The organism is Mobilibacterium timonense (genome assembly GCF_900155555.1).
Lineage (GTDB): Bacteria > Bacillota > Clostridia > Peptostreptococcales > Anaerovoracaceae > Allobaileyella > Allobaileyella timonense.
The window spans coordinates 694,522-717,682 of record NZ_FUHN01000008.1 but is presented as its reverse complement, the minus strand read 5'-3'; the positions used below and the strand labels follow the sequence as shown (position 1 = coordinate 717,682).

Here is a 23,161-nt window from a genome sequence, read left to right as displayed (position 1 = left end):
TCGATATCTTCCCCTGTCTTTCCATAGAAATTACTGTAATTCGCAGATCACTCTGCCTCCGGCCGGCGCCCGGCCAGATAAGGCATCGATAAGGCATCGCCCGTTACTCGACGGTGACGCTCTTTGCCAGATTTCTCGGCTTGTCTATGTCGTATCCCTTGTCCTTAGCCACATAATACGCGTACAGCTGGAGCGGCAGCACGCTCAGGAGCGGTGTCATCTCGTCCATGCACTGAGGCAGGTAGATCACCTTGTTCGAATGCTTTTCGATCTCTGTGTTCCCCTCCTTGGCAATGGAGATCACCTGCGCGTTCCTCGCCTTGACCTCCTGGATGTTTGACACCATCTTCTCGAAGAGGCGGTCCTGTGTAGCCAGTGCGAAGACGATCGTCCTCGGCTCCATCAGGGCGATGGTGCCGTGCTTCAGCTCTCCAGCCGCGATGGCGAAGGAGTTGATGTATGATATCTCCTTGAGCTTCAGAGAGCCCTCATAGGCAACGCTGGAGTCCAGCCCTCTTCCTATGAAAAACACCTGATCTCTGTCGTAGTAGTTCGCGGCCAGAGCCTTCATGGTGTCTTCGGTCTTCAGTACCTCTTCCTGCTTCTCCGGGATGGCTTTTAACTCATCTATGAAGTGATCGTAGTACTCCTCGTCTACCGTCCCTCTCAGGTCAGCGAAGTGGAGAGCCAAGATATACAGGCAGAGGAGCTGGGTCGTGTAGGCCTTGGTGGAGGCCACTGCGATCTCCGGGCCCGCCCAGGTGTAGAACACGTCGTCGGATTCCCTTGCAACTGAGGATCCCACCACGTTGACTATGGAGAGGATCCTCGCGCCTTTCCTGCCGGCCAGCCTCAACGCTTCAAGCGTGTCCGCGGTCTCTCCCGACTGGCTGATGGCGATGAACAGGGTCTTGTCATCCACGAACGGATCTCTGTATCTGAACTCGGAGGCTATGTCCACCTCCACGGGGATCCTGGCCAGCTTTTCGATCAGGTACCGGCCCACGAGACCCGCGTGGTAGGCTGTTCCGCATGCAACGATGTATATCTTGTTGAATCTCGCCAGATCCTCAGCCGTGAGGTCGATTCCGTAAAGGCTGATCCTGCCGTTCTCGTCTATGTTCCTGTTCAGGGTCTCACGAATGCCCTGAGGCTGTTCGTGGATCTCCTTCATCATGAAGAACTCGTAGTCGCCCTTTTCCGCGGCGTCTACGTTCCACTTGATGTGGAGGGTCTCACGCTCTACCTTCTTGTCGTCCTCGTCGAAGATGTCCACAGTGTCCGCGGTGAGCACTACCGTGTCACCGTTCTCCAGGAGATACACATCCTTGGTGTATTCGAGAAGCGGGGCGAAGTCGGAGGCTATCATGTTGAAGCCCTTGCCTATGCCCACCACCAGCGGTGCATTTTTCCTGTAGGCCACCAGCGTGTCCGGCCTGTCCGCCGCGACGAGGCCAAGCGCAAAAGCGCCTTCCATGCGGCTCACCGCCTTGTCCAGCGCCTCCTTGAGGTCATGGCACTGTCCGTAGTATTTTCCGATGAGCTGGGCGGCTACTTCGGTGTCCGTCTCGCTCTTGAACTGGACGCCCTCCTCCAGCAGCTCTCCCTTCAGCTCGAGATAGTTCTCTATGAGCCCGTTGTGGACCAGGGCGATCCTGCCCGCCTGATCCTGGTGAGGATGGGCGTTCACCGTGGACGGTGCTCCGTGGGTGGCCCATCTCGTGTGGCCGATCCCCACTCTTCCACCCAGATGCTCGTTGCCGATGAGCGCCTCCAGGTTCTTGATCTCTCCCACGTGCTTCCTGACCGTGATGCCGCCTTCGTTCACGACGGCGATCCCGGCCGAGTCATATCCTCTGTATTCGAGCTTTTTCAAGCCCTCCACTATTATGTTCTGTGGTTCTGTGCTTCCTACGAAGCCGACGATGCCGCACATACAAACCTCCTGCTAGTTTTCTTCTCCGAATTTTCCCAGTATTATATCTGCTATGTCCTGGGCATAGCCGTGGATGACGTCCTCGTCCTCTCCTTCGATCATGACTCTCACCAGAGGCTCTGTTCCAGAAGGTCTGATGAGGACTCTTCCGGTGTCACCCAGCTTTTCTTCCGTCTCTCTGACCTTGGCCATGACCTCCTCGTCCTCCATGGCCGCGCTCTTGCTGTCGGTCCTGACTCTGGCGTTCACCAGGGCCTGAGGATATATGGTTATCTCATCTCTGAGCTCGCTGACTTTCTTTCCCGACGCCTGCCATGCATTCACGAACTGGAGAGAAGAGAGGACTCCGTCTCCCGTGGTGGTGTAGTTCAGGAAGATCATGTGTCCGGACTGCTCTCCGCCCAGGACCGATCCCGTCTTGAGCATGGACTCCAGAACGTACCGGTCTCCCACCTTCGTGACCTCTGACTTCATGTCGTTGTCCTCCAGGTACTTGTGGAAACCTATGTTGCTCATCACCGTGGCCGTCACCAGACCGTCCGGGAGCTCTCCCTTGTCCTTGAGCATCTTGCCGCAGATGCACATGATGCGGTCTCCGTCCAGGAGACGTCCCTTGTCGTCAACGATCACCAACCTGTCCGCGTCTCCGTCGTAGGCCATGCCGATGTCGGCCTTCTGCCTCACCACCTCTTTCATGAGGTCCTCCGGGTGGGTGGATCCGCAGTGGTCGTTGATGTTGATACCGTCGGGATCGTCTGCGATCATGTGCACGTCGGCTCCGAGGGCCTTGTACACTATGCCTGCCGTTCTATAAGACGCACCGTTGGCCGTGTCCAGTACCACCTTCACTCCGTCCAGCCTAATGTCTATGGTGCTGAGGAGGAACTTAGTGTATACGTCCAGGGCGTCGTCTCCGGCCTCCAGGCATTTTCCCAGCTTGTCGCCAACGAATTCAGGATGCACGAACTCCCTGGCCAGGATGATATCCTCTATCTGCTCTTCGATGGAGTCGTCCAGCTTGAAGCCGTCGCCGTTGAAAAGCTTTATTCCGTTGTATTCAAAAGAGTTGTGCGATGCGGAGATGACAACTCCGGCATCTGCGTTGTAGTGTTTTACCAGATATGCCACGGCCGGAGTAGGGATCACTCCGAGCTTGAGCACGTTCCCGCCCACGGAAAGGACTCCCGCGGTGAGGGCGTTCTCCAGCATATCTCCGGAGACTCTGGTATCGCGGCCTATAACGAAGAGCGGCCTTCCGCTCCCTTTTCCGAGCACAAAGGCTGCTGCCTTTCCGATATCAAAGGCCAGGGATGCTGTGAGCTCCTTGTTTGCCACGCCCCTGACACCATCTGTTCCGAACAATCTTCCCATTTACGATCTTCCTGTCTTTCTAAAATATTTTTCTGAAACGTGCTTCCGGCGGTCTCCCGCCGGTCATTTTACTGGTTCCCCTCATCAGAGGTGCCAGTGCTGCTCCCTCCTGATGTTCCGGAGCTGCTGTATATGTTCACGGTCACACCGCTGCTCACCGCGCTGACTCCCGTTACTCCCGTGACTCTCACGGAAGGCGTCAGCGAGTGCTGCCCGGCGGTGAGGCCTGAAGCATCCACTGTGAGTGTGAAATTGGACGCGGACAGCTTGCTGAGCTGGTCCTCGGTACCAGTTACCGTCACCGTAGCCGACGACTGCACTGACCCGGAAAGACCCGATAAGAGGCCTGTGACGGTTATGTTTCCTGCCGCCACGTTGAACGTCCTGGTGCCCACGCCGCTCACCTTGATGGTCAGCTTCGCTCCGATGGAGGAATTGGCGATGGCGACGCCGTCAGGCAGGTCGTACTCTATGTCCATGGTGGTATCCTGGGTGATCTCCGAGAGATCTATGGGCCTGGTGTCCACCGACGTGATGTTCTTGATGTCCTTGGCCTTGCCCTTGATGGTCACCTGGGACGGAGCATCCACCTTGCGCTGGTACTGCTCGTCCTGGTCGTTCTCCGTGTTCACGTTGAGCTTGACCGTCTTGAGCTCGGCCTTCACGGCGGTGACCTTCACCTTCTTAGGGCTGGTGTTCAGGTACTTTATCTTGTCGCCGTTGCTGTTTACTGCGTATGTTTTAAGTCTGAAGGTCTTCTCGCTGTTCGTGACCTTGTCGTTGTCCAGGACCACCTCTGCGGCCGTCGCCGACGCCACGAGGCTCTCGGCGCCGGTGATCTTGATCTCATCCTTGCTCTGGGAGGTGAGCATCGGCTCCTCGTCGCTGCTGGCGGTCTTGTAGACAGCGATTAGCTTGACCGTCTTCGTATCCTTCTTCTCCACCGTCACCGTTGTGGACTGGGCGCTGGTGCCGACCAGCTTGGTGTCCTTAGGAACGGTGATGCTGATCTTTCCTTCGTTGCTGCCCACCGACATGTGGGAGACGTCCACCGAGGCTTCGATGTCCTTTGAAGAGATCTCGTCCAGCACTGACCTTCTCGCCCTCAGCTTCACATCTATCGTGGTGTCCTTGACGTTGCTTATGGCGGCGCCGCTGTCGGAGAGCTGGGTCGTCCCCGTCACCTGTACGTTGACGTTCTGATACGTGCGGGTCATGGTAGGGTTGACATTGTAGACCACGTATACCCATGCCGCAAAGGCTATTATTATGGAAAGCAGCAGGTTGAGCTTATTGATCTTCATCCTTGTGCCCTCCTCTCTTCGCAATTGAACGGACCCTGCTCTGGAAGGACTCATCAGGCGGCAGGTATATGTTCAAAAGCATTTTCTCGATGGACTTCAGATCCATGAAGCGCCTGAGCTTACCGTCCTCCGCCACGGAGATGACTCCCGACTCCTCGGACACTATGATCACGAGAGCGTCAGATACCTCACTCAGTCCCACACCCGCTCTGTGCCGCGTGCCCAGGTTCCTGCCGAGGTTCTTGTTTTCCGTGAGAGGCAGAACGCAGCTTGCGGCGTGGATCCTGTCTCCTCGTATGATCACCGCGCCGTCGTGGAGCGGCGATCCCTCGTAAAAGAGGTTTTCGATGAGCCGCACGGACATCTTTGCGTCCACAACGGCTCCGGTCTCGATTATGTCGTTCAGCATGGTATCGCGCTCGATGGCGATGAGAGCGCCTGTCCTCGTCGCGGAAAAGTCGTCGATCGCGGTCACCATTGCGCTGACGAACTCCACGGCGTGTTCCTTGTCCACGCTCTTGAACTGCTGGCTCACCAGCCCCCGGCGGCCCATCTGCTCGAGGCCGCGGCGGATCTCCGGCTGAAAGAGGACTACCAGCGCGAACATTCCCATGGTGGCCACGCTCTTGAGCAGCCAGTTCAGCAGATACAGGTCAAAGAGATCCGAAAGGAAGAATATCACGACCAGGATTATGATACCCCTTACCAGCTGCTGGGCCCTGGTCTCCTTGATGAATCCCAGCACCTTGTAGATGACATAGGAGACCACGGCGATGTCCACCGCATCTGCAAATCTGAAGTTCCTGATTATTCCAAGGATCACTTCATACATTTATCTGTAGTCCTTTCCGCGCTTCTGCCATGAGGAAGTCAGCCATTTTGAAACATAACAAGGCAATATATCTTAAAAATTATACCTTTTGCAAGAGCCTTTTTCAATTTTATAGGAAATTGTTCACTTATTTATATGAATTCTGTCACTTAATGTGCACAAAACTCCACTCCAGTCATACGGTAAAGGTCCACCCATTCGTCGTATTCTTCCGGTGTACAGATCCCCAGGGACACCGCCGCCTCCTTGAGGGTGGTGCCATCTGCGTGGGCTTTTTTTGCTGCCTTAGCCCCGGCCTCGTACCCCACGTGGGTGTTGAGGGCAGCGGCGACCATCAGGGATCTTCCCGCGTTTTCCTCCATCTTGCTCTCTATCGGCTTGATGCCTCTCACGCAGTTCTTTTCCAGGCTCGTGATCGACTGTGCCAGGAGCCTTGCAGACTCAAGGAAGGCATCTGCTATCACGGGCATGAAAACGTTCAGCTGGAAGTTCCCCTGGGACGCAGCCATGCCGACCACCGTGTCGTTGCCCATGACTCTCACGGCCACCATCGTTGCGGACTCGGTCTGGGTCGGATTGACCTTTCCTGGCATTATGGAGCTTCCCGGCTCGTTGGACGGGATGGTGATCTCACCCAGGCCGCACCTCGGCCCGCTGGCGAGCCAGCGGATGTCGTTGGCCATCTTCATCAAGTCCGCCGCCAGAGACTTCAGCGCTCCGTGGGCGAAAACGAAAACGTCCTTCGAAGAGAGTGCGTGGAATTTGTTCGGGGCGGTGAAAAAGTCGTGTCCCGTCAGCTCGCTTATTATCCCGGCCGACAGCTCGTCGAAGCCATCCGGTGCGTTAAGCCCGGTGCCTACAGCTGTGCCTCCAAGGGCCGTCTCTCCCAGGCCCCTGAGACTGAGCCTTATGTTTTCCAGGCTGTGCTCCATCATCGACCGCCAGCCACTGATCTCCTGTCCGAACGTGAGCGGCACCGCATCCTGAAGGTGGGTGCGGCCGGTCTTGACGGTGTGCATGTACTTCTCCTCCAGGCCCTTGAGCGTTTCGATCATGTTCTCCAGAGCCGGGATGAGATTTTCTTCTATTGAAGTGACAGAGGCGATGCTCATTGCAGTCGGGAAGGTGTCGTTGGAGCTCTGGGATCTGTTCACGTCGTCGTTCGGGTGAAGGATCTTCTTCCCAGCGATCTCATTCCCCCTGTTTGCGATGACCTCGTTCACGTTCATGTTGGACTGGGTGCCGCTTCCGGTCTGGTAGACCACAAGTGGAAAATTCCCGTCGAGCCTGCCGTCCAGGATCTCGTCGCAGACGCGGGCTATGAGGTCCGCCTTTTCCTGTTCGAGGTTGCCGAGGCGGCAGTTCGCCATGGCCGCGCTCTTCTTGAGGACTGCGAAGGCCCTGATTATCTCCTCGGGCATACGGCCCCCCACCTTGAAATTCTGAAAGCTCCTCTGGGTCTGTGCGCCCCAGTACCTGTCTGCCGGCACCTGCACCTCGCCCATGGTGTCGCGTTCCGTCCTGAACTTCTCTGACATTTTCCGCACCTTTTCCTTTTCTTTTTTCTATAAAAAACACACTCGCCGCGAAGCGGAGGCCGGCGGCACGCCGATCCGAATACCCGCGATCCGGCGACAAATTTTTTCACAAAAATACGACGCCCCCGCTCGACCTGGTCTTTGACCCCACACTCGCCTTGACCCGGATTTCCCGGAGGACTTACATCTAAACTGTGCCATGATCACCGCGGCTCTCTGCTCACGGCTTACGTGGATCCCTTCGCCCACAGCTGGCCTGGACTTTCAACCACGAACACAGAGGCATCGTACAGTCTATGATTTTACTACATCTGCCCCTGCCGCGAAAGTAAAGAAAATCACCCGGCCCGCGCCGGCCGCCGTGAGGGCCGCAGCGATCTCGTCGGCGGTGGAGCCCGTGGTGTAGATGTCGTCCACGACCAGCACGTGCTGCCCAGTCACGTCTCTGGTCACCTCAAAGGCGCCCCGGATGTTCTTGCGGCGCTCTGCGGGAGTGAGGCTTTTCATGGCGCTGGTGTTCCTGATCCTGCGGAGGAGATCCTGGTCACAGGGGGCTTCCATGCGCCGGGCCAGGCCCGCGGCCATGAGATAAGACTGGTTGAACCCCCTGGCCAGCAGGCTCTGGCGGCTCAGTGGGACCGTGGCGATCACGTCGATGCCTCCCTGGAAGATCTCCTGTTTTTCCATCTCGTCCAGGCTCTGCAGCCGGTCCCACATGATCTCGCCGAGGATGTCTCCGATCTCCGTGTGGCCCCGGTATTTCATGGAAAAGATGATGTCTCTCTCCAGGGCGCCATACTGGGCGCAGGCGAGGGCGCGGTGGAAGACGTGGGGGTTTTCGCGGCAGCTGAAGCAGGTGTCCGCGGGATCGTTTTCTGACAAAAGCTTGCCGCACCTGTCGCAGGTCCTGGCGCCCGCAGTTATCCAGTTGACCTTCGCCATGCACTGGTTGCACAGGCTGTAGGTCCTGGTGGCGTCGATGATGGCGCCGCAGCAGATGCATTTGAGACCGGCGGGATAGATCAGGTCGAGGGCGTCCCGGAAAAGGTCTGTGAGGGCGGCGGTGAAGTTTGCGGTGGTGCGGGTGGCAGAGCGAGCAGGCGACCGGTAGGTGGAGTTTGGGCGTATGCTTTTCATGGATGGTCTCCTTTCCACTTCCATGGTGCGGTGTTTTCCATCCTCAGGGTACTCCCTGCCGCCTTCCCCCGCAGTACCGTGATTTTTTTCCGGAGTTTTTCCCGAACTTTTTCTCCGGACCGTCACAGTAAACTCACGGATTTCCTCACGCCAGGGCCTGTATGTTTATTCTGGTTGTGTTATAATCGTGTTAAATCAAACGTAAGGAGGTCGCAGCTATGAAGGTATTGATCACCGCTAAGAATTACAAGCCTAGCGAAAGGCTGCAGGAGAACATCGAGAAGAAGTTCGTCAAACTCGGGAAGTACTTCCCTGACGATGCAACGGCCAACGTTCTGGTTTCGAAGTTCAAGGACAAGACGAAGATCGAGGCTACAATCAACGGCAAGCAGACGATTTTCAGGGCGGAGGAGTCCTCTGACAACGTTTACGAGGCTCTGGACCTGATCATCGACAGGCTTTCCCACCAGATGTCCAAGTACAAGGGCAAGCTGGAGGCGAGATACAAGGAAAACAAGGCGCTGAAGTTCGAGTTCATCCCGGACTTTCCTGAGGAAGAGGAGGACGACGGAGAGATCAAGATCGCCCGTACGAAGAAGTTCGAGCTGCAGCCGATGACTGCAGAGGAGGCCGTTCTCCAGATGGAGATGCTGGGACACAATTTCTTCGTATACCTGGACATGGATACGGATTCAGCAAACATTGTATACAAGAGAAAGCACGGGGACTACGGTCTGATCGAGACTGACAGGTAGTTTTTCCTCCGGGGGCGCGGGTGCCCGCCGTGAGGGTTTCGTGATTGAAAAGAGTGCCGGCGCTCTTCCGGTTTTTCCAAGGGGTCTGTTATGGATCCGGAAAAAGGGAGCGCCGGCTTTTGATTTGCCGTGGTGCGGCGGGTCGGTGCCCGAGGGAATTGCGGGCACGCGGGCGACCGACTGCTGAGGTGCGATGAAACGGAATATGCTGCTACGAGCCGCAATGCGATGCGACTGGCCGCAAAAATGTGCACATATTAATACACTTTTTCATGATGACCCACTGCGAACCATTATGATAAACTTACTGGCGGCTTGACTACAACGATACTGCAAAAAACATCATATAGATGTTCGACATTTTTCAGAGGCATGTTATGCACGATGGGAACAGACAGACACGACATACAAGACATACATCTGAGCAGAAAAACAGGATATCCAACCGCATCAAAAATATCATGATATACGGCGGCATGGAGAAGGACGAATTTCTCTCCATCCACAGGGATATCATCTTCGAAAACGGTGCGATACTTACACCTGCCTCGCTGATCGCCACGATCCTTCTGGCGGCCTCCCTGGTGATGTCGCTTTTCCACAACGGAGTCCACGACCCCAACACCTGGACGTACCTGTCCTTCACCCTGGTATCCGCGGTGGTCACCATCCTTTCAAAGATCTGCCGCAAGAACGCCGACTGGCGCACGAAGATCCTCATTTTCGCCTTCATACTGGCGGTGTACTTCTTTGCCATCATGACCACATTTTTCAATGCGGACAGCCAGGCGACCACCATCATGGTGGCCTTCGTGCTCATCGTGCAGATCTTCACCATGACGCCGGGGCAGAGCGTGCTGATCACGGTGGCGGGTGTGGTGATCCTCGACATTATCTCTTACAACTTCAAGGCCCCGCGCTTTTTCTGGACCGACCTGTGGAACTCCCTTTTCTTCGGCACCATCGCCATCATAATGGGGATCTACAGCAACTGCAGGCGCTACCAGGCGGCCTACGACGCCCGTGAGAGGAAGTACCTGAGCGACTACGATCTCCTCACCCGCATCCACAGCCGCAACTACTACGAGAGAAACGGCGCGGAGATCTGCGCCAGTGCGCGGCACAGCATCATATGCATTTACGGAGATGTGAACGGCCTCCACGAGATGAACAACAGCCGCGGCCACCGCGCCGGAGACGAGATGCTCCAGACCGTTGCGGAGACCATCGCAGGGGCTTTTGGAAAAGAGCTGACCTTCCGGTTCGGCGGCGACGAGTTCGTGTCACTGGCCATGGATTCCTCCATGGCGGTAGTGGAGGAAAAGCTGGAAAAGGTCCGCGACGACCTGCAGGCTTCCGGGTATCACGTGTCCTTCGGGCTCGCGGAGGAAGAGGCGGGCACCGAGCCATATGACCAGGTGGTCCTTCAGACCGAGGAACGCATGAGGAAAAACAAGGCCGAGTTCTATGCGAAGGCCGCCGAAGCTGCGAGGGAAGCGGAGGCATCAGGCGGCGCGAATGCGGCGAATGTCGCGGAGACATATATCGCGGGGCCTGAAGGCTCCGGCGCTGCTGACCTGAGCGATGCGGCCGGAGCCGGCACCGGGGTCGGTTCTGATCTGAACACTGCGGCCGGCCCGGGGGCTGGCGCGGGCTCTGGAAAAGGTGTCAGACGGACGAACCCGAGGATATCGAAGAACTAAAAAGAGATTCCGCTCTGCGGCACTGGCTGTTACAGTCGCAGAACGGAATCTCCATCCTCTCTATCCTTTACATCATTTATATCCTATTTCCCTTATCTGAACGCCGCGAAGGGGTCGCCCCCTCCCATGGCCTCCATTTCCCTAAGCCTGAATTCCAGGCCCGAGTTCCTGGAGTGGACCCGGTCGTTATCCACCATGCGCTGGACGCAGCGCTGGAAGCCCACCAGAACGACGAGTTTTTTGCCCCTGGTCACCGCGGTGTACAGGAGATCCCTGGTCTGCAGGAGTGGCGGGCACCAGTTCATCGGCATTACCACCGCCGGGAACTCGCTGCCCTGGGCCTTGTGGACCGTGATGGCGTAGGCCAGGTCCAGCTCCTCCAGGTCCATGGAATCGTAGACCACGAAGCGGTCGTCGAACTGGACGGTCACGGTGTCGGCGGCCTTGTCGATGCTGGTGACAGTGCCCATGTCGCCGTTGAAGACGCCCTTTCCCGTCTGGAAGTCCACGTTGCTCCGCCACTCGAGCGAATAGTTGTTCTTCGTCTGCATGACCTTGTCGCCCTCCCGGAAAAGGCGGCTCCGCGCCTTCATCTCCTCCTTGTCCTCAGCCGGCGGGTTGAGCGCGGCCTGGAGGCGGGCGTTGAGGGAGGCCGTCCCCAGCAGGCCCTTCCGGGTTGGGGTCAGCACCTGTATGTCCCCCGGCGAATCTATGAAGTCGTAGTAGGCCTCGAGCCTGCCGGAGACCAGCTCTTCCACGGTCTCCAGTATCTCCTCCTCGGAGTTCCGGTGCATCATGAAAAAGTCCTTGTCTTTTTCGTTGGTATACGGGTATTCGCCGTCGTTTATGCGGTGGGCGTTCACCACTATGAGGCTCTCGTTGGCCTGGCGGAAGATCTTTTTGAGCCTGACCGTAGGGATGTACTCGCTCTGTATCATGTCCCTGAGGACGTTGCCCGCTCCCACCGGAGGCAGCTGGTCCACGTCGCCGACCATAATGAGGCGGGAGCCGCTTTTTATAGCCTTCAGGAGCGCATCCATCAGCAGGAGATCGATCATGGACGCCTCGTCGATGATGACCGCCCTTTCCTCGATGGGATTTTCGTAGTCCCTGCCGAACTGCATCTCGTCCTCGTCCTCGGAATAGACGTATTCCAGGAGGCGGTGAATGGTCTTCGCGGGAACTCCGGAGGTCTCGGTGATCCGCTTCGCGGCCCGGCCGGTCGGTGCTGCTATGGCCGCCTTGATGCCCAGGTCGTCCAGGATCTTTATGATGGTGTTTATCATCGTGGTCTTTCCGGTGCCCGGACCGCCGGTGATGATGGAGACATTGCTCTCGATGGCGAGGCGGACGCCCTTTCTCTGCTCCGGGGAAAGCTGGATCTGCTCTCCGGACTCAGCGGCGTTTATCAGGTTTTCGATGTTCGCGGGGATCGCATCCACGGTGGCGTCCATCAGGCGCTTCAGGTTGTGGGCGGTCTCCTGCTCCGCCATGTAGTAGTTGTAAAGATATATGGCCGGAGTCCCGTCCACGGTGTCCGTCTGGATCTCACCCTCGAAGGCCATGGCGCCGAGGCACTCGTCCACCTGATCTCCTGTGGTGTCCAGGAGGTCGATGGTCTTCAGCTTCAGCTGGTCCTTCGACATGTAGGTGCTTCCATTTCCTGCAAAATCCGCCAGGACGTATTTTATTCCGCTCCGTATGCGGAAGGGGCTGTTCTCGTCGATGCCGAGGCGGACGCCGATCTCGTCGGCCTTCTTGAAGGAGATGCCGTAGATGTCGTCGGCGAGCTGATAGGGATTTTCCTTAATTATTGAAAGTGCCTCGGAGCCGTAGAGCTTGTATATCTTCACGGCCTGAGACAGATCGATGCCAAGGTCCGACAAGTCGCGGTACACGTGGGCGAAGTCCCGGGTCTCCTGGTAGGACTCCACGATGTTTTTCAGCGTCTTCCTGCCGATGCCCTTGATCTTGAGGAGCTGCTCGGGATCGTTCTCGATGACGTCGAGGGACTTTTCCCCGAAAGCGTCCACGATGAGGTCAGCGGTCTTTTTCCCGATGCCCCGGATGTTGTCCGAGGCCAGGAACACCCTGATCCCCTCCTCTCCCTCGGGGAGGATCTCCTCGTAGGACTTCACCTCGAATTGCTCTCCGTATTTCTTGTGGGTCCGGAACTCCCCGGTGATCCGGTATCTCGCCCCGCTGTTTACAACATGAAAACTGCCCGTGATGGTGAACATCTCGTCGGCAGTTTCGAAGTTGGCAACGGTGTACCCGTTGCTGCTGTTATTGAATATGACGCGGGTGATCTTCCCCTCTTTCGTCTCGGTCATGGCTAAAAGGTCCTCTTGTAGATCCGCCTGTTATCCAGCGTCCACACCTTCGGTCCGAACTCTCCAGGCTCTACGCCGTTCAGGGATTCCTCCATGTCGAACATCTTGGCGTCCACCATGTCCAGGTAGTGGAGCATCTCGGCCTCCGGGAAAAGGGGTTTTTTCGGGCTGCCGAACTCCGGCTCGTAGTGGTGGGAGAGCACCATGTGCTCGAGGAGAATGGTCTTTTCCTCTCCGATGCCCAGCTTCTCGCACCTCTCGTGAATGAGGGTGACGCCCTGGACTATGTGCCCCAGCATGTTCCCCTCCAGGGAGTACCCCGGGGAGATCCCGTTCTTGTCTGAGATTATCTCGTTGAGCTTCTCGATGTCGTGTATGGCGACCCCGGCCAGGAGAAGGTCCCTGGAAAGGTTCGTGTACACCTCGCAGGCCCGCTCGCCCATCATCATCATGCGCTTTACGTGGTACAGCAGCCCGCCGTACTCCGCGTGGTGGTTGCTGGCCGCCGCGGGATAATACATGAGCCTTTCCTTGTTTTCCTGGTAGAGTCCCAGGCAGAGCTCCTTCAGCTCCTGATCCTCGAAGGCGCTGATGCGGCTGATTATGTAGTCGTACATCTCCTCGGACGGCTCCGGGGCGGCCTTCACCAGGTCCCTGAGCTCGAACATGTCGCCCACGTTGGTCTCACGGATCTTCATGACCCGCAGCTGCTTTGAGCCCTTCCACTCCTTGACGTCGGCCTTCACCGCCACGGTCAGGCCTTCCTTCAGGGCCTGGAGCCTCGGCAGCTCGCCCTCGTCAATGTCCCACTTCTTGGCGCTTATCTCACCGGAGGAATCCGCCAGGGTCAGGTCCAGGTACTGCTTGCCGTTGCCCCCGACTCGAATGTCAGAGGACTTCACCAGAAAATAGTCTGCGAACTCCTCTCCGGTCTTAAGTTCAGCGATGTAGTGTTTCTTCATTATGATACGATCCTTTCACCTAGAACACAGGCATTATAATAGCCACGATCACTCCGATGGCCAGTCCGGCGATGAGTTCGGGAAGCGTATGGCCGGTGTTTTCGTTTAATGGAAAAAGGTCTTCCGGCCTGTCGCCGGTCTTCGGCTCACGCCTCATCTCGCGCTTCTCCCGTTTAAGCTCGCGGGACGCACGTTCCTTTTCCTTCTCTTTTCTCTCCTCTTCCATGTGGCGCTCGCTCCTGCTGAGCCTGCGGCCCTCCGCCGGGATCTCCCGGATCTCTGCTTCGATCTCAGGATCTTCATAGAGCTCCTCAGGGGGTTCATCCTGCGGCTCGCCGCCAGCCTCCGCGGTGGCGTCGGTCTCTTTTTCCGGGGACTTTTCCGCGAAAAGCTCGGGATGCTCTCTCCAGAGGCAATTCAGCACCGCGGACTGTTTTCCGGTCTCCGCCCGGACTCCCAGCGCGTCGTACATGACGATCATGGCCAGGAAAAAGCAGACTGCGAAGATCTCGGAATCCCAGCCGTAGATCTTCACTGCCATTGCCGTGAGGCCCGCCACTGTTGCGGAGTGGGAGCTCGGGAAGCCCCCGGAGCTGGTGAGGAGGTCGCGGGAAAAGCCGCCCCTCTTCACCGAGGCGATGGCGATCTTCATGACCTGTGCGATGAGCCAGGCGACCGCCGCGGCGAGGAACAGGCCGTTGTGTACTATCTGTAAAATGCTGTAAATCATAAAAAATCCTGTGTTTCGGTTTCTGTGTCTATTCCGGCTTGTATACGAAGCTGTCCATGTACTTGAGCTTGAACAGGTTCATCTTGTGCATCCTGTCGATCTTCGCTTTCGTGTCCTTGTCCTCGATCTCTCCGGTGCGGATGTAGCGGTCCAGGACCTTGTAGGTGAAGCCCAGCTTGTCCTCGTCGGTGAGGCCGCTGAGGCCGTCGGTCGGGACCTTTTCCACAAGGTCGTCCGGGAGTCCGAGGTGGCTTCCTATCGCCTTGATCTCCGCGGTGGTGAAGGAGCTGCACGGGCTGAAATCACCGGCGGCGTCTCCGTACCTGGTGGAGTATCCCACCCAGTCCTCGGAGAGGTTGCAGGTGTTGGCAACGCGGCCGTTGTTGGACTGAGCGACAGCGTACAGCGTTGACATCCTGAGCCTTGCCGGGAGGTTGATCTTAGTGTCCCTTCCGATCTCCGGGAGCTTGTCCTCCAGCTCTCCCATGAGGCCTTCGTAGGCGTCGTGGATGTTGATGGTGTAGTGGCGGATCCCCAGGTGGTCCACCAGCTTCTGGGCCATGTCGATGTCGCTCTGTGTGCCGTTCGGCATCAGGACGCCGATGACCCTGTCCGTTCCGAGGGCCTCCTTGAGGAGGGCGGCAACGGTGGAGCTGTCCTTTCCGCCGCTGATGCCGATGACCGCGTTGCATCCCGGGCCGTTTTCCTGGAACCACTGGCGGATCCACTGCACAGTGGCATCTGTAGCGTCTGCGGGATCGAAGTGCTCGTACTCGATCGGTTCTTCGATGGGTTCATTTGAAGCAGAAATGCTTCCTGTCTTTGCAGTCATGTCTTCTGTCCCCTTTCATGTCGCTGTTTGGTTTATCTGTTTCTATCTTATCTGTCTGTTCTGTCGGCACGTGCCACGCCTGTCAAGGCGCCGGCGATCCCCCGAGCTCGCGGGGAAATTTTTTCCAGGGTCTCCCGGGCCTGCGCTCTTACAGCAGGATGCCGAAAGGCGCCACGGCCCTCTTGAGGATGCCCGTGCAATAGGCGATGGTGAGGCCGTAGTTGGTCATCGGCACGCCCTTTTCCTCCGCGTAGTCCAGCCTGTACTGGACCTCAGGCCTGTTCAGCATGCAGGCGCCGCAGTGGACGATGACCTTGTAGTCGCGGATGTTTTCCGGGAAAGAATGCCCGGAATGCATCTGGATGTCCGCCTCCGGCTGTATGGAGCGGATGAGCCTCGGGAGCTTAACCGTTCCTATGTCGTCCTTCTGGCGGTGGTGCGTGCAGGCCTCGGCGATGAGGACCTTGTCCCCCGGCTGGAGGTCTCCCAGGGCCCTGGCCGCCTTCACCATGTCCTCGAGCCTGCCCTTCTGTCGGGCATACAAGATCGAAAAGGACGTGAGTTCCATGTCGTCAGGCACGATCTTGTCCACCAGCCTGAAGGCCTGGGAATCGGTGATGACCACCCGCGGCTTTTTCCCGAGGGCATGGAGGGCCTGATCCAGCTCGCCCTCTCTCGTCACCACGGCGTAGGCGCCCTTGTCCAGGATGTCTCTCAGCACCTGCTGCTGCGGGAGTATCATCCTGCCCTTAGGTGCTGCCGTGTCTATAGGTGTCACCAGGACCGCCAGGTCCCCCGCCTGGATGAGGCCGTCCGTGAGGCCCGGCTCTTCTTCAGTGCGGTCCGAGTTGTCTATGAGGGCCTTCTTGAGCCGATCCATTCCGAGCCTGAGGTCGGCGTCTGTGAAAACGAGGTTCTTCCGGCCGAGCTTCTCGTTCAGGCGGTCCGTCGCCTCGCCCATCTTGTTTACGGCCACCACATACGGGATCTTCCGCCTGTCCATCTGGTCGAGAAAAGAGTTTTCCTCCTCGTCCAAGTAGTTCGCCAGGTTCCAGGTGCTGTCCTCAGGATCCGGGTCCGGCTTGTCGTCGGAGTGGGCCACGAAGACCACCAGGTGACATTTCCGCAGGGCCTCCATTGACTTCTCCACTCTCTGAGCCCCCAGTTCTCCCTGGTCGTCGAGCCCTGCGGTGTCGATGAGCATCACCGGCCCTATGGGAAGGATCTCCATGGCCTTGTACACCGGGTCCGTGGTGGTGCCAGGCACGCTGGAGGCCAGGGCGATGCTCTGCCCCGTCAAGCTGTTGATGAGGGAAGATTTCCCCGCGTTTCTCTTTCCGAATATCCCGATCGTGAACCGGCTCGCGCCGGGTGTATCATTCAGTCCCATTGCATCCCCCTTCCGCGTTTTTCCATGTCTCTTCATTTTGAAAAACACTTGAAATTTTACCATATTCGGGGAGAGCTCTCAATAAAGCGGCCTGGGTGACGCGATGGCTGATGCGGGTCTGGAAAAGGCGGTCCCGTCACGCCGGGCAGGCCGGACAGAGCCTGGGCAGAGCGAACGAGTCACTTTAAAATAACTCCACGGCCCCGCAGGCCTCCCGAACACGAAATATTTTTTTCTTTTCCATATAATGACGTGCTATTTTACAACATTGGATATATAATTACTTCCAATGTTGTGCTTCGGCGCGATACTTTTTGTTGTACGCCGAACGAACTGCCGGGAGGGCTTTTCCTCCGGCGTTTCTCTGATATCGCCCGCGGGCGGAGAGGATGATCTTAATGAAAAAAAGAAAATTCGGAAGGGCTGCCAAGGTCTGCGTTCTGGCGGTGCTCGTCGCGGCCACTGCGGTGGGCTTCAGCTTCGGCAACCCGAATCTGAAACTGAAAGCTAAATACGATGTGAACACCCTCAAGGTGAAGTACGGAACGGTGATCTCCACCGACGCGAAGGACTACGTAGACCTGGAGGGCCTGAGCAGCAAGGACAAGAGCTACGTCCTGAAAAACACGAAGATCCAGTATACCGGTGACAAGGTGGACGGCCAGGAGTACGACAAGGTCGGCGAGTACAAGCTCACTATCAGGTACGAAGGCGAGAAGTTCAAGACCATCACGGTGAGGGTGCTGGACAAGGTGGCGCCTGAGTTCACCAAGACCGAGGACAAATCGGTGCTGGCGGGACAGAAGAATGTCGACTACAAGTCCATGTTCGAGGCCACCGACAACATCGACACGCCTGAGATAACTGTGGATTCTTCCAAGGTGGATCTGAGCACGCCGGGAGACTACGAGGTCAAGGCCGTGGCCACGGACAAGTCCGGCAACAAAGCCAAGGCGACTGCTACGGTCCACGTGCAGAAGGCTGCCTACGGAGTCGACGGCACTTATGTATACGTTGACCTGACGGCACAGAGGCTGTTCTACTTCAAGGATGGACAGGTGGTGTTCCAGTCCCCTATCGTCAGCGGAAACCTGGCAGCGGGCCACGGAACTCCTACCGGAGTCTTCACCGTAAACAACAAGACCAGAAATCAGAAGCTCAAGGGCGACGACTACGTGAGCTACGTTAGCTACTGGATGTCCTTCATCGGAGGACAGATCGGATTCCACGACGCCTCCTGGAGGAGCAGCTTCGGCGGCACGATCTACAAGAACAACGGATCCCACGGCTGCATCAACATGCCGACCTCTGCGGCGGCCCAGCTGTACAGCATGCTGTCGGTAGGCACGCCTGTAATAGTGAGATATGGCGGAAGCCCTTACGGCGAGACTCAGGCGACAGGGGCGAGCACGAGCTCCAGCTCAAGCAGCTCCAGCTCATCTGATTCGTCACAGAGCTCCAGCTCTTCGCAGAGCTCGAGCTCCGGAAACACACAGACGTCCGAGCCGGTATCCGACAAGGAAGCCTCTGAGAGCTACAGCTAGAGGCGGCTTTCAGTTAGAGATGGCTTTCAGCTAGAGAGCTAGAGATGGCTGGAAAAGTCGCGGCAGCGCGGGCAGCGGTGATCGTTGGGGTCGCGTCAGGTGGCGGACCTGCGGCAGGTGGCGGACCTGCGGATGACGGCGAATCGAGTCACGATGTTGGAGTCGCGAGAAACAGGCCACAAAGATCAAGAATCAAGAAAGAAAGGGAGCACTGGCGAGAGCCAGTGCTTTCGTTTGTTTTTGGGACTGGCGCGAGCCAGTGCTTCCGTTATCTGTACTGCTTACACCAGGTTTATTGTTTGAAACTGAGGAGTACAGAAATAAATATTGAAGGATTTTTGCAAAAATGGCGAGTGCCATCACTAAATCATTGCATGAATATTTATGCGTAAATTTGATTCCATTACACATGGCCAAAATCGGCGTTTCCCCTGGAAAATTTCCGCCCCACAGCTGGATCGCAGCTGGTCGCTGGGGGTATATTTGATCTGTTTCCGGAATTTGTCACAGCTGAATGTCTCGCAGATATAGTATCTATTAATTTGTGACCAATAGATGTGACCCAGGCTTTAGGAGCGGTGAAGTTAAAACTCACGTGTGGCGTAACTCTCTAATTGTGTATCGATAGTTTCTTTCTTCAGGGCGGCTCGGAAAATATTTTCCAGGAAGAAATGGTTTTTTCGGCGTTTCCCCTGGAAAAGCTCCTCCTTCCACATAAAAGAAGAAGCGATATACCCCCTCCGGGTATATCGCAACATATATCATATAACAAATAATATCAACATCAAGATCGACGCCCGGATCTTCTCGCCAGGCCTCGCTAGATTTCCATTTCTTCGTATCCATTTTTTCCCAGTACGACATGTTTGGCGAACCCCGCCCGGCGCGCCAGGTCTGCGGCCTCCGGGAACCAGAACTGAAGGGTGGACTTTTCGTGGGAATCGCTGGAAAACGCGATCGAGCCGCCCCCGTCGTGAATCGCCTTCAGGATATCCAGTGACGGATATGGGGAGGTGCGATAACCTCTGGAGATCGCACCTGTGTTGATCTCGAAAGGGACGCCTGCGGGCAGGAGGGCGGCGAGAGCTTTTTGCCAGGCGGCCACGTAGCGGGGATGAGCCTCGTCGAACAGAGGCGCCTTTTCCTGGAACTTCGTGATGATGTCGAAGTGGCCGATGATCTGGCAGCGAGTCTTCCGTATCACATCGGCCTCCTGGCTGAAAAAGTCCTCAACAAGGCTGTATGGATCTCCATCGTAGAGGTTTTCGATAGCCCAGCTCAGGACCTCCGGCGATTCGTCCACTGGGATATACCAGCCCCCATCGGCGAAAATCACGGACTCCGGCGCGTCAGCAACCGCCGGCACAGCCGTATCAGCCGCAGATGCGTCAGATGCGTTGGAAGCCGGCGCGCCAGCGATCGCCTTCCCGGCAGCCGTTCCATCCGAAGCCGCCCGCCTGAAAACGTAGTGAACAGAGCCAATGGAATAATCGAACCCGGCCATGTCCTGCTCCGAAAAATAGTCCAGCTCCAGGCCGCAGAGTATCTCGAGCCTGTTCCCGTACTTTTCCTGGAGCCCCCGGATCTCCCCGGCGTAGGCCGCGGCGGTCTCAGGGCTCATTGCGTAGCTCGGATCGTGAGGCGTGTATGCGTGGCCGGAAAAGCCCAGGCGCGTCATTCCAAGGTTCAGCGCCTGGAGCACGATCTCCTCGGGGGAGCTTTTTCCGTCGCAGTATTTCGTGTGGGTGTGGAAATTCGTAGTGATAGGCATTACTTCGTCATCTTCTCCTGCTTCACCTTGTGGTCGATCACGTGGCGGGAGGCCAGCTCCTGCCTGATGTCCTCCAGGGAGATCCCCATGTTGATCATGAGCACCATCACGTGGTACACCAGATCCGAGATCTCGTAGATGGTCTCGGCCTTGTCGTCCGTGGCTCCGGCGATGATGACCTCCGTGGACTCCTCGCCCACCTTTTTCAAAATCTTCTCCCGGCCCTTCTGGAACAGATATGTTGTATACGACCCCTCCTTCGGCGACGTCCGGCGGCCGTCGATGAGCTGGATCAGGTCCTCCATCGTAAAGTCCTCGAGCTCCGGGTTTTTCCACAGCGGTTCGTGGAAACACGAGTACTCGCCGGTGTGGCATGCGGGGCCGTCGGCCACCACCACCAGCTCCAGGGAATCCCGGTCGCAGTCCGCGGTGATAGACACCACGTGCTGGTAGTTGCCGCTGGTCTCGCCCTTGCACCACAGCTCCTGGCGGGAGCGGCTCCAGTAGGTGGCGAGCCCGGTCTCAACGGTCTTTTCGATGCTCTCCCTGTTCATGTAGGCCTGCATCAGGAGCCTGTGGGTCCCGGCCTCGATGGTGATGGCGGGGATGAGCCCCCTGTCGTCGAATTTCAGTTCGTCTATGTTGAAAAAAGTTTCCATCGCGTCTTCCTCTGCGTTTTCGTCTTTGCGTTTCGTATTTTGTGTTTTGTATCTTGTATTTTCCCGTCGCTGCTGTCTCGCCGCATTTTTCAGGGAAAAAATCTTTCGGCGGTGCGCCCGCTCGCGGATATCCGCGTGGGTGTGGCTCTCACAGCCATGCACGTCTGCGCCAGCCCGCGGGCATGCGCCCGGCGGCGATCATCAGAAGCCAGTCATCCGCACGTTGATGCCGCTCTCGGACAGCTGTCTTTTCAGCTCGGGGATCTCCACCTCTCCGAAGTGGAAGATGGATGCGGCAAGACCCGCGTCCACTGTCGGGATCTCCCGGAAAAGCTCCTTGAAATCGTCTATGGACCCCGCGCCCCCGCTGGCGATGACGGGAACGTTCACGGCATCGCACACCTTTTTCAGGAGCGGCAGGTCGAAGCCCTGCTTCACCCCGTCGGTATCTATGGAGTTCACCACCACCTCGCCGGCGCCGAGTGAGACACCTTTTCGTATCCAATCGATGGCATCGAGGCCCGTGTCGTCTCTGCCGCCGCGGCCGAAGACACGATACTGGCCGTCCACCAGGGACACGTCCACGGAGAGGACCACGCACTGGTCTCCGTATTTTTCTGCGGCCTCCCTGATGAGCTCAGGATCCCTGATGGCGCCGGAGTTCACGCTCACCTTGTCGGCGCCGCACTTCAGCACCCTGTCGAAATCATCGATGGAGCTGATGCCACCGCCAACTGTGAGGGGAATGAAAATTTTTGAAGCCACCTGGCGCAGGATATCCGTAAAGAGCTTCCTGCCCTCTGCCGAGGCCGTGATGTCGTAGAAGACCAGCTCGTCGGCACCCATGGAGCTGTAATACTGGCCCAGCTCGACGGGAGACGACACGTCTGACAGGCCCTTGAACTTCACGCCTTTTACCACCCTGCCGTCCTTCACGTCCAGGCATGGGATTATCCTCTTTGTGATCATGCTATTCCTCCTCAGTGTCGGCAGCCGCGGCGCCCGTTTCTGTGCCGGGTTCAGTGCCGGCAGCTGCCGCAATGGCCTCCTTGAGGTCTATCGCCCCCGTATACCAGGCCTTTCCGATTATGGCACCGTACATGCCCATGTCCCGCAGGGCCTTCACGTCCTCTATAGAGGAGACCCCGCCGCTGGCCACGAAATCGACAGAAGAAAATCTAGCTGTCAGGCCCTTGTACATCTGGCGGTTGGTGCCCTTCATGGCCCCGTCCCGGGAGACGTCGGTGCATATGATCGTCCCGACTCCCAGGGCCGCCATCCTTTCGCAGAAGTCCTCGAGAGTATATTCAGACTTTTCCTTCCAGCCTTTTATGGCGACGAAGCCGTCCTTTATGTCGGCCCCGACCGCGATGCCCGGGCCATACAGGTCAGCCGCCTCCTTCAGGAGCTCCTGATCCGTGACCGCGGCCGTCCCGAGGATCACGCGGCTGAACCCGGCATCCATGTAAGCCTTTATGACTTCCATCGAGCGGATGCCGCCGCCGATCTCCGCCCTGAGACCCGTCTTTTCCAGGATCTCCCGGGCGACGCCCATGTTCGGAGTGCCTCCGTCCCGGGCCCCCTGCAGGTCCACAAGGTGGATCCATTGAGCGCCGGCATCCCGGAACTTCATCGCGGTGTTCACCGGGCGGTCGTCGTATACCGTCATCTGGTCGTAGTCTCCCTTGTAGAGCCTGACGGCCTTTCCCTCGTACATGTCAACTGCGGGGAGAATTATCATCTGATCCGTCCTTTCTCTGCGAAGTTCCGCAGGATCCTCAGACCAACGGTACCGCTTTTTTCCGGGTGGAACTGGCAGCCCATGACGTTCCCTCTGGCTGCCGCCGCCGTGAGCACGCCGCCGTATTCGGTGGTGGCGAGCACGTTTTCCTTTGGGGTCACGGCGCTGTAGGAGTGAACGAAGTAGACGCAGTCGCCGTCGTTCACTCCATCGAAAAGAGGGTTTTTCCGGTCTCTGATCTGCAGCCCGTTCCAGCCGATGTGAGGGACCTTCAGGCCCTCCGGTATCCTCTCCCTGATGTCTCTTATCTCTCCGGGGATGAGGCCTAGGCCGTCGTACTCACCGTACTCGAAGCCCTTGTCGAAAAGGAGCTGCATGCCGAGGCAGATCCCCAGCAGCGGCTTTCCGCCGGCGGCTTCCTGCTTGACGAGATCGCCGAGGCCGTCCTTCGCCAGGAGTGCAGCGGCGTCGCGGAAGGCGCCTACTCCCGGGAGTATCAGCCTGTCGGCCCGCCGGATCTCCTCCGGATCCCTGGTGACCACGGCCTCCTCTCCGATCTCCTTTATTGAAGACTGCAGGGAAAAGAGATTTCCCAGTCCGTAATCGATGATTCCAATCATGAG

The 23,161-nt window shown here is 57.4% G+C and carries 19 protein-coding genes; 3 read left to right on the top strand and 16 right to left on the bottom strand.

Going from position 1 to position 23,161, the window contains the following annotated elements; translation table 11 throughout:
- Positions 1-103 precede the first annotated feature (103 nt).
- From glmS to BQ7382_RS09330, 6 genes are all read right to left on the bottom strand, one after another.
- Entirely contained in the window at positions 104-1,936 is a 1,833-nt protein-coding gene (gene glmS / locus BQ7382_RS09355; protein ID WP_077391837.1) for a glutamine--fructose-6-phosphate transaminase (isomerizing), read from the bottom strand.
- Between the two features lie 12 nt (positions 1,937-1,948).
- Positions 1,949-3,307 carry a phosphoglucosamine mutase gene (glmM, locus tag BQ7382_RS09350; RefSeq protein ID WP_077391836.1) on the bottom strand — a complete coding sequence of 453 codons (1,359 nt, stop codon included), beginning with the start codon at positions 3,305-3,307 and terminating at the stop codon, positions 1,949-1,951.
- 68 nt (positions 3,308-3,375) lie between these two features.
- The gene (locus tag BQ7382_RS09345) at positions 3,376-4,611 is read right to left on the bottom strand and encodes a CdaR family protein (protein WP_159437288.1); all 1,236 of its coding nucleotides are present in this window, start codon (positions 4,609-4,611) and stop codon (positions 3,376-3,378) included.
- Positions 4,598-5,443 carry a diadenylate cyclase CdaA gene (cdaA, locus tag BQ7382_RS09340; RefSeq protein ID WP_077391834.1) on the bottom strand — a complete coding sequence of 282 codons (846 nt, stop codon included), beginning with the start codon at positions 5,441-5,443 and terminating at the stop codon, positions 4,598-4,600. The genes BQ7382_RS09345 and cdaA overlap by 14 nt, the downstream gene beginning before the upstream one ends.
- 149 nt (positions 5,444-5,592) lie before the next feature.
- Positions 5,593-6,981 carry a class II fumarate hydratase gene (gene fumC / locus BQ7382_RS09335; protein WP_077391833.1) on the bottom strand — a complete coding sequence of 463 codons (1,389 nt, stop codon included), beginning with the start codon at positions 6,979-6,981 and terminating at the stop codon, positions 5,593-5,595.
- Between the two features lie 294 nt (positions 6,982-7,275).
- Positions 7,276-8,118: a ComF family protein gene (locus BQ7382_RS09330; RefSeq protein ID WP_159437287.1), complete on the bottom strand. Its 843-nt coding sequence runs from the start codon at positions 8,116-8,118 to the stop codon at positions 7,276-7,278.
- Positions 8,119-8,336: 218 nt separating this feature from the next.
- On the opposite strand from BQ7382_RS09330, the gene hpf reads away from it, so the two are divergent.
- Together hpf and BQ7382_RS09320 are read left to right on the top strand one after the other, a co-directional pair.
- Complete coding sequence (hpf, locus tag BQ7382_RS09325; protein ID WP_077391831.1) at positions 8,337-8,873, top strand: ribosome hibernation-promoting factor, HPF/YfiA family; 537 nt, start codon at positions 8,337-8,339, stop codon at positions 8,871-8,873.
- A 476-nt stretch (positions 8,874-9,349) separates the two neighbouring features.
- A complete protein-coding gene (locus tag BQ7382_RS09320) occupies positions 9,350-10,576 on the top strand; it encodes a GGDEF domain-containing protein (protein ID WP_159437286.1) in 1,227 nt (408 codons plus the stop codon).
- A 92-nt stretch (positions 10,577-10,668) separates the two neighbouring features.
- Here BQ7382_RS09320 and recD2 read toward each other — a convergent pair whose 3' ends face one another.
- From recD2 to hydF, 5 genes are all read right to left on the bottom strand, one after another.
- Entirely contained in the window at positions 10,669-12,909 is a 2,241-nt protein-coding gene (gene recD2, locus BQ7382_RS09315) for an SF1B family DNA helicase RecD2 (protein ID WP_077391829.1), read from the bottom strand.
- Between the two features lie 2 nt (positions 12,910-12,911).
- Positions 12,912-13,871: a 3'-5' exoribonuclease YhaM family protein gene (locus tag BQ7382_RS09310; RefSeq protein WP_077391828.1), complete on the bottom strand. Its 960-nt coding sequence runs from the start codon at positions 13,869-13,871 to the stop codon at positions 12,912-12,914.
- Between the two features lie 19 nt (positions 13,872-13,890).
- Complete coding sequence (locus BQ7382_RS09305) at positions 13,891-14,601, bottom strand: divergent PAP2 family protein (protein WP_077391827.1); 711 nt, start codon at positions 14,599-14,601, stop codon at positions 13,891-13,893.
- Positions 14,602-14,629: 28 nt separating this feature from the next.
- On the bottom strand, positions 14,630-15,433 hold the full coding sequence (gene nadE / locus BQ7382_RS09300; protein ID WP_077391826.1) for an NAD(+) synthase: 804 nt from the start codon (positions 15,431-15,433) through the stop codon (positions 14,630-14,632).
- Between the two features lie 148 nt (positions 15,434-15,581).
- Entirely contained in the window at positions 15,582-16,823 is a 1,242-nt protein-coding gene (gene hydF, locus BQ7382_RS09295; protein WP_205408177.1) for a [FeFe] hydrogenase H-cluster maturation GTPase HydF, read from the bottom strand.
- Between the two features lie 398 nt (positions 16,824-17,221).
- Between hydF and BQ7382_RS09290 the strand changes: the two genes are divergently transcribed.
- Positions 17,222-18,367, top strand: coding sequence for a L,D-transpeptidase family protein (locus BQ7382_RS09290; RefSeq protein WP_159437285.1), 1,146 nt, complete (start codon positions 17,222-17,224; stop codon positions 18,365-18,367).
- A gap of 820 nt (positions 18,368-19,187) precedes the next feature.
- Here BQ7382_RS09290 and BQ7382_RS09285 read toward each other — a convergent pair.
- The 5 genes from BQ7382_RS09285 to hisH all read right to left on the bottom strand — a co-directional run bounded on the left by BQ7382_RS09285 (position 19,188) and on the right by hisH (position 23,158).
- A complete protein-coding gene (locus BQ7382_RS09285; protein ID WP_077391824.1) occupies positions 19,188-20,138 on the bottom strand; it encodes a PHP domain-containing protein in 951 nt (316 codons plus the stop codon).
- Positions 20,138-20,797: a bifunctional phosphoribosyl-AMP cyclohydrolase/phosphoribosyl-ATP diphosphatase HisIE gene (gene hisIE, locus BQ7382_RS09280; RefSeq protein ID WP_077391823.1), complete on the bottom strand. Its 660-nt coding sequence runs from the start codon at positions 20,795-20,797 to the stop codon at positions 20,138-20,140. Before hisIE ends, BQ7382_RS09285 begins: the two co-directional genes overlap by 1 nt.
- 201 nt (positions 20,798-20,998) lie before the next feature.
- Positions 20,999-21,766 carry an imidazole glycerol phosphate synthase subunit HisF gene (gene hisF, locus BQ7382_RS09275; protein ID WP_077391822.1) on the bottom strand — a complete coding sequence of 256 codons (768 nt, stop codon included), beginning with the start codon at positions 21,764-21,766 and terminating at the stop codon, positions 20,999-21,001.
- Position 21,767: 1 nt separating this feature from the next.
- On the bottom strand, positions 21,768-22,538 hold the full coding sequence (gene hisA, locus BQ7382_RS09270) for a 1-(5-phosphoribosyl)-5-[(5-phosphoribosylamino)methylideneamino]imidazole-4-carboxamide isomerase (protein ID WP_077391821.1): 771 nt from the start codon (positions 22,536-22,538) through the stop codon (positions 21,768-21,770).
- Positions 22,535-23,158 carry an imidazole glycerol phosphate synthase subunit HisH gene (gene hisH, locus BQ7382_RS09265; RefSeq protein ID WP_077391820.1) on the bottom strand — a complete coding sequence of 208 codons (624 nt, stop codon included), beginning with the start codon at positions 23,156-23,158 and terminating at the stop codon, positions 22,535-22,537. The genes hisA and hisH overlap by 4 nt, the downstream gene beginning before the upstream one ends.
- Positions 23,159-23,161: the final 3 nt, after the last annotated feature.